Origin of the sequence: Bifidobacterium sp. UTCIF-38, assembly GCF_006454495.1 — a bacterium.
Lineage (GTDB): Bacteria > Actinomycetota > Actinomycetes > Actinomycetales > Bifidobacteriaceae > Bifidobacterium > Bifidobacterium callitrichos.
This window is the reverse complement of sequence record NZ_JFAL01000007.1, coordinates 26,086-38,199: the sequence shown is the minus strand read 5'-3', so window position 1 is coordinate 38,199 and position 12,114 is coordinate 26,086. Positions and strand designations below refer to the sequence as shown.

The following is a 12,114-nucleotide window of genomic DNA, read 5'->3' as shown; positions in this document are numbered from 1 at the left end:
GGGTGACGGCGTCGGACACTCACGCCATCACCCCTGAGGGATGTCGATCACTCGTAATGGCTACTTGAGCTCATCGAGTGCGAGGTTCAGCTTGACCACGTTGACGGTGGACTCGCCGATAAAGCCGAGACCGCGGCCGGTGGTGTACTTCTTGACCAGCGACTCGACCTTCTCCTGGCTCAGACCGCGCTCCTTGGCGACGCGCTTGACCTGAATGGCCGCGTATTCGGGGCTGATCTCAGGATCAAGACCCGAGGACGAGGCGGACACCGCGTCGGCGGGCACGTCCTTGACGCTCACGCCCTCGCGCTTGGCGATGGCCTTGCGCAGTTCAGTCGTGTTCTTGATGAGGTCCTCGTCGGCGTGGCCCTTGTTGGTGCCGGACGACGCGGCCGCATAGTAGCCCTGGTTGTCCTCTTCCTTGTTCGGGTCGGAGGCCGCGGACGGACGGGACTGGAAGTACTGCGGCAGTGCGTCGCCGTTCTCGTCGGTGAAGGACTGGCCGATCAGCGACGAGCCGACGACCTCACCCTGGGAGTTGGTGACCATCGAGCCGTTGGCCTTGTCGGGCATGCCGAGCTGGCCGATGCCGGTCAGCACGAACGTGTAGACGATGACGATGACGGTGAAGACGATCACTGCCTTGAATCCGGCCCAGTAGCTGCGCAGGTTCAGTGACATCGAGGAATTCATTTCATTCGCTCCTTCAATTGCCTAGTGTCTCGGGACCGATCAGAAGCCCGGGATCAGGCGGATGAACAGGTCGATGATCCAAATGCCGATGAACGGTGCGATGATGCCGCCCAGACCGTAGATCTTGAGGTTGCGGCCGAGGATCTTCTCACCGGATTCGGCGCGGTACTTGACGCCCTTGAGCGCCAGCGGGATCAGCAGCACGATGATGATCGCGTTGAAGATGATCGCGGAGAGCACCGCGGACAGCGAGCTGTGCAGACCCATGATGTTGAGCACGCCGAGGCCCGGGAACTTCTCCATGAACATGGCCGGGATGATGGCGAAGTACTTCGCGACATCGTTGGCGATGGAGAAGGTGGTCAGAGCGCCACGGGTGATGAGCAGCTGCTTGCCGATGGCGACGATGTCGATGAGCTTGGTCGGGTCGGAGTCGAGGTCGACCATGTTGCCGGCCTCCTTCGCGGCCGACGTGCCGGAGTTCATCGCGACGCCGACATCGGACTGGGCGAGGGCCGGGGCGTCGTTGGTGCCGTCACCGGTCATGGCGACGAGCTGGCCGCTGGCCTGCTCCTTCTTGATGTAGGCGAGCTTGTCCTCGGGCTTGGCCTCGGCGATGAAGTCGTCGACACCGGCCTCGGCGGCGATGGCCTTGGCGGTCAGCGGGTTGTCGCCGGTGACCATGACGGTGCGGATGCCCATCTTGCGCAGATCGGCGAAACGCTCCTTGAGGCCGGCCTTGACGACGTCCTTGAGCTGGACGACACCGAGGACGCGCGCCACACCGGCGGCGTTCTGCTCGGCGACGACGAGCGGCGTGCCGCCCTGACCGGAGATGGCGGCCACACGGTCGTGCAGCGCATCGCGTACCTCGGAGGACATGTTGCCGCCCTCCTTGTCGATCCACGCCTCGACGGCGGAGGTGGCACCCTTGCGGATGCGGTCGCCGTTGGGCAGGTCGAGGCCGGACATACGGGTCTCGGCGGTGAACGGCACGGAGACGGCGCCCGGGACCTCGTCGAGGTCGAAGCCCTCGGTCTTGGCGAGAGCCACGATGGACTGGCCTTCAGGGGTGGAGTCGGCGAGCGAGCTCAGGGCGGCGGCCTTGACGATCTCGTCGTGGTCGATGCCGGGCAGCGCGTGGAACTCGGAGGCCTGACGGTTGCCGTACGTGATGGTGCCGGTCTTGTCGAGCAGCAGCGTGGTCACGTCGCCTGCCGCCTCGATGGCGCGGCCGGAGGTGGCGAGCACGTTGCGCTGGACCAGACGGTCCATGCCGGCGATGCCGATGGCGGACAGGAGGGCGCCGATGGTGGTCGGGATGAGGCAGACCAGCAGGGAGATGAGGACCGTCAGGCTCACGGAGGCGTTGACGGAGGAGGCCTGCGGGTTGATGCACAGCACGACGACCAGGAAGATGATGGTCAGGGAGCTCAGGAGCACGTCGAGGGCGATCTCGTTCGGGGTCTTCTGGCGGTTGGCGCCTTCGACCAGGGCGATCATCTTGTCGACGAAGCTCTCGCCGGGCTTCTGGGTGATGCGCACGACGATGCGGTCGGAGAGCACGCGGGTGCCGCCGGTGACGGACGAGCGGTCGCCGCCGGACTCGCGGATGACGGGGGCGGATTCGCCGGTGATGGCGGATTCGTCGACGGAGGCGATGCCGGAGATGATGTCGCCATCACCCGGGATCAGCTCGCCGGCGGAGACGACGACCACGTCGCCGAGCTTCAGATCGGAGCTCGGGATCTCCTCGATGTAGGCCGGGCCCTCACCCTTCTCGGGGCCCTGCACGTCCGGATCGTTCTTCTCGTCGTAGCCGCGCACGATGCGGGCCGGCGTGGTGGTGCGGGTCTTGCGCAGTGCATCGGCCTGCGCCTTGCCGCGGCCCTCGGCCACGGCCTCGGCGAGGTTGGCGAAGAGCACGGTGGCCCACAGGACGATGGCGACGATCCACGTGAAGTAGACCGGCTCGCCGTTGGTCAGCGAGGCGTCGAACAGCTGGCAGATGCCGAGCAGTGTAAGGAACGCGGCGCCCACCCACACGATGAACATGACGGGGTTGTGCCACATGTTGCGCGGGTCGAACTTGCGGAACGCGTTCGGCAGGCTCTTGCCGAGCATCACGCCGAGGGACTGGTTGTTGGAATTCTTGACGTCGTTCGCGAGGGAAGTCGCGTCGTTCGTGACGTCGTTCGCAGTTGCGGAAGTCATATCACGCCACCAAACCTTCTGCCAACGGTCCCAGAGCAAGCGTCGGGAAGAACGTCAGCGCGGAAATAAGGACGATAACAAACACGAGCAGGATGACGAACAGGCCGTTGTCGGTCTTCATCGTGCCGGCGGTGACCGGCACCTTGTCCTGCTTGGCCAGCGAACCGGCCAGAGCGATCACCAGGGCGATCGGCAGGAAGCGGCCGAGCAGCACGGCCAGACCCAGCGCGGTGTCGAGCCACGGGGTGTCGGCGGTGATGCCGGCGAACGCGGAACCGTTGTTGTTCGCGGCGGAGGTGAACGCGTAGACGACCTCGGAGAAGCCGTGGTTGCCGGAGTTGTTCAGCGACGTGTCGAAGATGGACTGACGTGCGAACGGCAGGGCGAAGCTCAGCGAGACGCCCACGACCACGGTGATCGGCATGACGAGGAAGTACAGCGAGGCCATCTTCATCTCGCGCGGACCGATCTTCTTGCCGATGTACTCAGGCGTACGGCCGACCATGAGGCCTGCGATGAACACGGCGACGACGGCCATCACGAGGATGCCGTAGAGGCCGGCGCCCACGCCACCCGGCGAGACCTCGCCGAGCATCATGTTGAGCATGTACATCATGCCGCCCAGTGCCGTGTACGAATCATGCATCGAGTTGACGGCGCCGGTGGAGGTGGAGGTCGAGGTGGTGCCGAACAGGCCGGACCACACGATGCCGAAGCGGGTCTCCTTGCCTTCCATCGAACCGCCGGTCAGGTTGACGATCGCGTCGTTGGAGAAGGACTCGGCGGTGACGACGCACAGGAAGCTCACGCCGAAGAGGATGACCATCGCGCCGAGGATCGCGTAGCCCTGGCGCACGTCGCCGACCATGCGGCCGAAGGTGCGGGTGAGCGCGACCGGGATGCACAGCATGAGGAGGATCTCGATGAGGTTGGTCCACATGTTCGGGTTCTCGTACGGGTGCGAGGAGTTGGCGTTGAAGAAGCCACCACCGTTCGTACCGAGCTCCTTGATGACCTCCTGGGAGGCGACCGGGCCCTGCATGATCTTCTGTGTGCCGCCGGCGATGGTGTTCACGTCGACGAAGCCGGCGAAGTTCTGGGCGACGCCGAGGGCGATGAGGATGATGCCCATGACGATGGAGATCGGCATGAGCAGGCGCAGCGTGCCGCGGGTCAGATCGACCCAGAAGTTGCCGATGGTCTCGGACTTGCGCCAGGCGAAGCCGCGGACAAGGGCGATCGACACGGCAATGCCGACGGCGGCGGAGACGAAGTTCTGCACGGCGAGGCCGGCGAACTGGACGGTGTAGCCGAGCGTCACATCAGGCGAATAGGACTGCCAGTTGGTGTTGGTGACGAACGAGGCCGCGGTGTTGAACGCGAGCGGGCCTTCGACGTTCGGGAAGCCCAGCGAGAACGGCAGCCACTGCTGCACGCGCTGGAGCAGGTAGAGCACCAGGACGCTCATGAGGGAGAAGCCGAGCAGACCGCGCAGATACGCCTTCCAGGTCTGCCCCTTCTTGGAATCCACGCCGATGATCTTGTAGATCCACTTCTCGAAGAAGAGGTCCTTGTCGGACGTGAACACGTTGTACATGTAGTCGCCCAGCGGCTTGTAGATCGCCGCCAGGATGATGGCAATCAGCGCGAATGCCATGATCGCAAAAAGATATACCATGTGATGAACCTTTGTTCCCTAGACTGTTTTCTCTTAAGGGCTTGTCAGAATTTCTCGGGACGGCACAGGGAATAGATCATGTAGGCGATTCCCACGATTCCCAGCACGACACCCAGCACGGTGAAGAACGTCATCATAGCTTGTCAACCCACTTTCCGAACAGATCGAAGAGGACGAAGATGACGATCGTGCCCACGACATAGGCAACATCTACCCACCAGGGCATGTCTTTCTCCTTATCATTGAACAAACCCGACGGTGCTGAACCTTCCCGCCCCGGCGCGCGGCACGTTGTCACGCGTGCCGTGCGGGGCGGTCAGACATCACCGTCGGGCCATTACAGCTCTTCATGCTATTGGGAATGTGAAGGAGATGAAACGGTTTTTACGGGTTACATACGCCCGCAACAATGACGCATGGCGATTCGCTAACGCTTTGCTAACACCATTGGTCAACGTAGTCCCCCGTGTCCGTTTACCTTAGGCCACCCTCGTGTTGGCCGATGCATCGCGTATATATAGGTATGTGATCAGCGGGGACGTCTGGCTGGCGGCCGGACAGCCCCCATGTCCGCCGACTCGTCCAAGGAGCTTTGCATGACCTCCCCCCACACCGACTCCCCCGTCACCGACGTGATCTTCGACTTCTGCGGCGTCCTGTTCGACTGGAACACGCGCGCCTGCCTTACCGGGCACTTCCCCGATGACGTGGTGGATGCGATCTGCGCCGACGACGACCCGCACGGCTTCTTCCGCTACGAGGACCGCATGGACGCCGGCGAGGACTTCGCCGACATCTACCCGGACGTGGTGCGCGAGCAGGGCGAGGACATCGCCCGGATCTTCAGGTACTACATCGAGCACTACGGCGACGCGCTGCCGCGCATGCTGCCCGGCATGGAGCAGCTGCTGCGCGATCTCAAGGCCCACGGCTACGGCGTATGGGGTCTGACGAACTGGTCGCACGAGACGATCCACATCGCCTTCGACAAGTACCCGGTCCTCAACGATCTGCTGGACGGCACCGTCGTCTCCGGCATCGAGAAGATGCACAAGCCGAACGCCGATATCTACGAACTGGCACTCTCCCGCTTCGGCCTTGAGGCGCAACGCTGCGTGTTCTTCGACGACACCGCGAAGAACGTGGTCGGCGCGAACGAGGTCGGCATCCACGGCCGACTGTTCGAGAACGCGCTCGGAGCCCGCGAGGCGCTCGCCGCGCTGGGCGTGCGCCTCTAATACGCTTAATACGCTTCCAATCGGCCATACTGACTGGCCAGTATGGCCAGTCCCGGTCAGTCCCGGTCAGTCAGCGTCGCCCTTGAGTCCGGTGTAGAGCGTGTAGTACCGCCCCTTCATCGCGATGAGCTCGTCATGGGTGCCGCGTTCGATGATGCGGCCGGCCTCGATGACCATGATGCAATCCGCGTTGCGGATCGTCGACAGACGATGCGCGATGACGAACGTGGTGCGCCCCTTCATGAGCCGGTCCATGCCATGCTGGACGAGCGACTCGGTACGGGTGTCGATCGACGAGGTCGCCTCGTCGAGGATCAACGCCGGCGGATCGGCGACGGCGGCACGCGCAATGGCGAGCAGCTGCCGTTGGCCCTGACTCAGGGCGGCGCCGTCGGCCGTCAGCTGCGTGTCGTAGCCGTCGGGCAGCTTCTCGATGAAGGCATCCGCATTGGCAAGGCGCGCCGCGGCCCTCACCTCCTTGTCAGTGGCGTCGAGACGCCCGAAGCGGATGTTGTCCATGATCGAACCGGAGAACAGGTGCGTGTCCTGCAGCACCATGCCCAGCGACCTGCGCAGATCGCCCTTGCGCATATCGCGGATATCGATGCCGTCATAGGTGATCGAACCGGAATCGATGTCGTAGAAGCGGGTGATGAGGTTGGTGATCGTCGTCTTGCCGGCGCCGGTGGATCCGACGAGCGCGATCTTCTGACCGGGCTTGGCGAACATCGTCATGTCGTGAAGCACTTCCTTGCCCTTCACATAGCTGAAGTTCACGTGATCGAGACGGATGTCGCCGCGCATCGGCGTGATACGACCGTCGGATGGATCCCTCCAACCCCAGTCGTCGGTGCGCTCCCGCGACTCGACCAATCGTCCATCCGCGTCGTGCGTGACGTTGACGAGCGCGACCCGGCCGTCATCCTCCTCGATGCGCTCGTCGAGCAGATCGAAGACACGTTCGCCGCCCGCCAACGCCATCACGATGGCGTTGAGCTGCTGCGAGACCTGCGAGATCGGCATCGTGAAGCTCTTGACGAACGTCAGGAAGCTCACGAGCGCGCCCAGCGTGAGACCGGTGGCGCCGGTCATCGCGAGCGCGCCGCCGACCAGCGCGCAGATCACGTAGCCGATGTAGCCGAGCTGGTTGTTGATGGGGCCCAGATAGCCGGCGAACTTGTTGGCCTTGTTGGAGGCGTCGTACAGTCGGTCGTTGACCTCACGGAAGTCGTGTTTGGCGGCCTCCTCGTGCGTGAACACCTTGACGACCTTCTGCCCGGTCATCATCTCCTCGACGAAGCCGTTGAGCTTGCCGACGGACCGCTGCTGCTGCGAGAAGTGCGCGCCGGAGCGGCCGGTCAGCACCTTGGTAAGAATCACCATGACCGCGGCGATGACGAGCATCACACCGGTCAGCGGCACGCTCAGGTAGATCATCGAGACCAGGACCATGACGATCTGGAGCACCGAGGTGAGGATCTGCGGGATGGACTGGGAGACCATCTGGCGCAGCGTGTCGATGTCGTTGGTGTACAGGCTCATCACGTCGCCGCGCGAATTGGTGTCGAAGTATCCGAGCGGCAGCTTCTGCATGTGCCCGAACATGCGGTTGCGCAGCCGGCGCATGAACCCCTGGGTGACGAACGCCATGAGGACGGCCTGGACGGCCGCGGCCACGACGCCGACCGCGTAGAGGCCGGCGAGCGCGAGGATGGCGCCGAGCAGCGGGCCGAAGTCGCGTTCCGCCGGCGTCGCATGGACGAGCGGCGTGATGTAGTCGTCGATGAGTCGCTGGATGAACAGGTTGCCGCGCACGTTGGCGAGCACGGTGACGAGGATGCACGCCATGATGACGGCGTACTGCACGCCGTATCTGGCGAACAGGTCGCCCATGAGACGCGTGAACGTGCGCCACGGATGGCCCATCTTCAGGTAGTCTTTCGCCCCTGCGGCGTTCTTCGCCGCATTGCCCCTTGGTCCCGGCATCACTTCACCTCCGTTTCGTGTGCTGCGACTTTGGCCGCCGTATCCGTCATCACATCCGTCATCGCGTTCTCGTCGAAGTCGCCGCCTCCCTTGGTCTGCAGTTCGACGATGCTCGCGTAGATCTCGTCGCTGCCGACGAGTTCGGCGTGCGTGCCGACGCCGTGGATGCGGCCGTCGTCCATGACGACGATCATGTCGGCGTCCTGCACGCTGGAGATGCGTTGGGCGATGATGATCTTGGTGACCTTGGGCATTTCGTTGGCGAAGGCGCGGCGGATGCGCGCGTCGGTGGCGGTGTCGACCGCGGAGGTGGAGTCGTCGAGAATGAGCACCTTGGGATGTTTGAGCAGGGCGCGTGCGATGCACAGACGCTGGCGCTGGCCGCCGGAGAGGTTCTGTCCGCCCTGTTCGACGACGGTGTCGTAGCCGTCGGGCATGCGGTCGATGAACTCGTCGGCGCAGGCGATGCGGCATGCCCGTCGCATGTCCTCGATCGTGGCGTTCGGGTCTCCCCATTTCAGGTTCGAGGCGATGGTGCCGGAGAACAGCACGTTCTTCTGCAGGACGACGGCTACGTTGTCGCGCAGGGTGTCGAGATCGTAGTCGCGCACGTCGACGCCGCCGACCATGACCGAGCCGCCGGTCACGTCGTACAGGCGCGGGATGAGGTTGACGAGCGTGGTCTTGGCCGAGCCGGTACCGCCGATCACGCCGACGACCGATCCGGAGGGGATGTGCAGGTCGATGTCGTCGAGCACGCGCTCGCGGCGCCGAGCGCCGGTGAGTTTCGCGGCCATGGCGGCGCGCCGCTTGGCGGTCGGGTCGTTGTCGGAGATCGTCACCTCCGGGTAGCTGAAGTCGACGTCGTTGAAGTCGATGGACCCGTCCTTGACGGCCATGACGGGATGCTCGGCCACGGGCATGTCGGCCCGTTCGGTGAGCACTTCGGTCACGCGGCGGGCCGAGGCCGACGACATCGTGATCATGACGATGGTCATCGAGAGCATGACGAGGCTCATGAGGATGTTCATGCAGTACATGAGCAGGGATGTGAGGTCTCCGGTGGTGAGGTCTCCGGCGACGATGAGGTTCGCGCCGAACCAGCTGATGAGCAGCATCGAAGCCCAGATGGTGAACTGGATGACCGGGTTGACGGAGGCGAGCGTCAGCTCGGCCTTGAGGAAGATGTCGTAGATGCGTTTGGAGACCGTGCGGAACAGCTCGTTCTGCATGTCGCCGCGATCGAACGCCTTGACCACGCGTATGGCGGTGATGTTCTCCTCGGTGTTCTCGTTGAGCACGTCGTATTCGGGGAACGCGCGGCGGAAGAAGCGGGCCGCGACGTTCATGAGCACGCCGAGGACGATGCCGAGGAAGATCACGGCCGCAAGGTAGATCAGGGCCATGCGCCCGGAGACGACGAACGCCATGCACATCGCGACGATCAGCGAGCTGGCCGCGCGCGGCACCATCCTCAGGATCATCATGAATGCGTTCTGGATGTTCATCACGTCCGTGGTCAGTCGCGTGACGAGACTCGGCGTGGAGAAGCGGTCGATGTTGGTGAAGGAGAAGGTCTGGATGTTGTCGTACTGGTCCTGCCTCAGGTTCCTCGCGAAGCCGGCGGCGGCCTTCGAGCCGAACACCGACCCGAGGCATCCGACCGCGAGTCCGCACAGCACGACAACGAGCATGATCAGGGAGGTGCGCACGATGACGCCCATATCCCCCTTCTCGACGCCGTCGTCGATGAGCGTGGCCATGAGCAGCGGCACGATCATCTCGCACACGACCTCGCCGATCATCACCAGCGGGGTGATGACGGCGTCCCGTCTGAACTCCCCGATGTGCCGCATCAGTACTCTGACGGTTCCCACCCAGTTCACCTTCCTTGTACAGTCTGAAGGTCGAAGGATTTCGACGCCAACAGGTTAGCAGCCGAATCGTGGAACCGGTGGCATATATTCCATCGAAACGATGCATGTCATGCCAGTCCCTCCGTCAGCCGTGGTGTGCCCCGACTCCGTCTCACATGGCGTCCGCCGTCGTGGAAGTAATCGGCTATAACCTCTCTCTTCGACCATCCTGACTGCTATAACTGTGGTTTATGACGCTTCTGCAACTCAAATACATCGTCAAGATCGTCGAATGCGGTTCGATGAACGAGGCCTCCCACGAGCTCTACGTCTCGCAGCCCGCCCTGAGTTCCTCCGTCAAGGAACTGGAGAAGGAGCTCGGCATCGAGATCTTCACCCGATCCTCGCAGGGCATCGCCCTGACCGTGGACGGCGCCGAGTTCCTCACCTACGCGCGTCAGGTGCTCGATCAGGCGGCGCTCCTCGAGGAGCGCTACAAGAACGCGAAGCCCCGCAAGCAGCTGTGCACCGTCTCCACGCAGCACTACATGTTCGCCGTCGAGGCGTTCGTCGAGATGATCAACTCGATCAAGTCCGACGAGTACGAGTTCACGATCCGCGAGACCCGCACGCGCGACATCATCGACTCGGTCGCCAACATGCGTTCGGATGTCGGCATCATCTACCTGTCCGACTTCAACAAGGACGTGATCGGCAAGCTGCTGCGCGAGAAGCATCTGGAGTTCCATGCGCTCTTCCGCGCCCCGCTGCATGTGTTCCTGGCGCGCACCAACCCGCTCGCCACGAAGAAGATGGTCACGATGAAGGATCTGAAGCCCTTCCCGTTCATCCAGTACGAGCAGGGCGAGGACGGTTCCTTCTACTTCGCCGAGGAGGCGGTCTGGCCGGACTACTCCCCCAAGCAGATCAACGTGACCGACCGCGCCACGATCCTCAACTTCATCATCGGCCTCAACGGCTACACGGTGTGCACCGGCATCGACAACGGCGACCTCAACAACGAGAAGATCTGCACGGTTCCACTCGACTCGGACGAGACGATGCTCGTCGGCTGGATCACCAACGAGCGCGCCAAGCTCTCCTCGGCGGCCGAGAACTACCTCGAGAAGCTCAAGTCCGTCGTCTCCGACCACGGCTACAAGCTCATCGACTAGCTATCGCGCGATCGAGGGGATCACGGTGGTTGCGGCGCCGGCCGCGGTGGCGGCGAACCCCTTGACGACCTCGATCATGACGGCCCGGTCGGCGGGGTCGACGTCGCGCATCGCGACGAGCATGGCGGGCAACGACTGCGTCCAGTGCGCGGTGAGTTCGCCGAAGGTCTCATACCCGCCGCAGGCCGCGCCCGCCTCGAGAATGGAGAACAGGTTCTCAATGAACAGCCGTCGATGCTCGTCGTCGTACCGCGCCATCCAGTCGTTCAGCGTACGTGCGGCGTATCGGGCGACGGCGGTGAGACCGTCCGCCCGGACGAAGGCGCCGTCCTTGACCTGCCAGTGGAGCGCGAAATGCTGCATGATGCCCACCCCGTCGCTGTCGACGACCGTATAGCCGTCCGCCGCGTTCTCACGCGTCTCGAACAGCATGCCGATGATCGATGAGCCCGGTACCGACTTGTGGATCCTTGTGGAGATCCGAGCATAGCCGTCGGTGGCAAAGAACGCCTCGTCGAAACCGGGGCCGTCATGCGAGTACACGGTCGTGATACGCCGTTGGATATCCTCGCTCGCGCATACGGAGGCGTACACCGCGAGGTTGCCTCCTTTGGAATGACCTCCGACCATAATCGGCCCATCCCACCTCGAGGCGACGTCGGCCAGAAAGCGCGCAGCGGCCTCCTGCGAGGAAACCGGGCGGCGGAAGGCCATCATGAAGTCCTCCTTCCACCCGACGATCGAACTGTCGGTGCCGCGGAAGGCGACGTAGAGCGTGCCGTCGCCGAGATCGAACGCGCATGCGGAGAACTGCTTCGTGGTCTCGGGATCGAACTCGTCCACATACGCGCCGATACGCAGGTCGCGCCACCGGGGGCTTTCGGCCATCGCGCGCAGCAGGTCGACGTTCATGTCGGGCGACCACACCTTGCCGAACATCGCGTCATAGCATTCGGCGCGCAACAGGTCTCGGACGGGGACCATGGCAATGGTTCCGTTTCCTCGCTCATCATCGTTCCATCTGGGCACGTTATCGGGCATGCGCGCGTACGCCAGCTGCGAGAGCGCCAGGGAATCGGCTTCGTTGAACGAGGATTCGCCGAATGTCGCGAACCGTGTGCGGATGTCATCGGTGATATTGCCCATGGATGCCTCCCAATTAACAAGGTCATACCTTTTTCTCATCCTACTGTTCTTGCACTATGCATCCTCGGGGATGCATCTCATCCGGTCTGTCGTCGACACAATCTCATCACCATTTCAGAGGTGTTATC

Annotated in this window: 8 protein-coding genes; 2 read left to right on the top strand and 6 right to left on the bottom strand. The window is 63.3% G+C overall.

What is annotated here, in order from left to right; all coding sequences use genetic code 11:
• Positions 1–60: 60 nt before the first annotated feature.
• Genes kdpC through kdpA form a run of 3 tightly spaced genes read right to left on the bottom strand, consistent with a single transcriptional unit; the run spans position 61 to position 4,585 of the window.
• Positions 61–681, bottom strand: coding sequence for a K(+)-transporting ATPase subunit C (gene kdpC, locus BW11_RS03510; protein WP_258231283.1), 621 nt, complete (start codon positions 679–681; stop codon positions 61–63).
• A 51-nt stretch (positions 682–732) separates the two neighbouring features.
• Positions 733–2,907 (bottom strand): potassium-transporting ATPase subunit KdpB, encoded by a 2,175-nt coding sequence (gene kdpB, locus BW11_RS03505; RefSeq protein WP_043163691.1) that lies wholly within the window; start codon positions 2,905–2,907, stop codon positions 733–735.
• Position 2,908: 1 nt separating this feature from the next.
• Positions 2,909–4,585, bottom strand: coding sequence for a potassium-transporting ATPase subunit KdpA (gene kdpA, locus BW11_RS03500; RefSeq protein ID WP_043163689.1), 1,677 nt, complete (start codon positions 4,583–4,585; stop codon positions 2,909–2,911).
• Positions 4,586–5,181: 596 nt separating this feature from the next.
• Here kdpA and BW11_RS03495 point away from each other — a divergent pair.
• Entirely contained in the window at positions 5,182–5,823 is a 642-nt protein-coding gene (locus tag BW11_RS03495) for an HAD family phosphatase (protein ID WP_140444693.1), read from the top strand.
• Positions 5,824–5,889: 66 nt separating this feature from the next.
• On the opposite strand, the gene BW11_RS03490 is transcribed toward BW11_RS03495, so the two are convergent.
• Both BW11_RS03490 and BW11_RS03485 read right to left on the bottom strand, forming a co-directional pair.
• Positions 5,890–7,749, bottom strand: a complete 1,860-nt coding sequence (locus tag BW11_RS03490; RefSeq protein ID WP_375137628.1) for an ABC transporter ATP-binding protein — start codon at positions 7,747–7,749, stop codon at positions 5,890–5,892.
• A 59-nt stretch (positions 7,750–7,808) separates the two neighbouring features.
• Positions 7,809–9,686 carry an ABC transporter ATP-binding protein gene (locus BW11_RS03485; protein WP_258184525.1) on the bottom strand — a complete coding sequence of 626 codons (1,878 nt, stop codon included), beginning with the start codon at positions 9,684–9,686 and terminating at the stop codon, positions 7,809–7,811.
• Between the two features lie 230 nt (positions 9,687–9,916).
• On the opposite strand from BW11_RS03485, the gene BW11_RS03480 reads away from it, so the two are divergent.
• Entirely contained in the window at positions 9,917–10,840 is a 924-nt protein-coding gene (locus tag BW11_RS03480) for a LysR family transcriptional regulator (protein ID WP_043163682.1), read from the top strand.
• Here BW11_RS03480 and BW11_RS03475 read toward each other — a convergent pair whose 3' ends face one another.
• A complete protein-coding gene (locus BW11_RS03475; protein ID WP_140444691.1) occupies positions 10,841–11,986 on the bottom strand; it encodes a DUF2974 domain-containing protein in 1,146 nt (381 codons plus the stop codon).
• Positions 11,987–12,114: the final 128 nt, after the last annotated feature.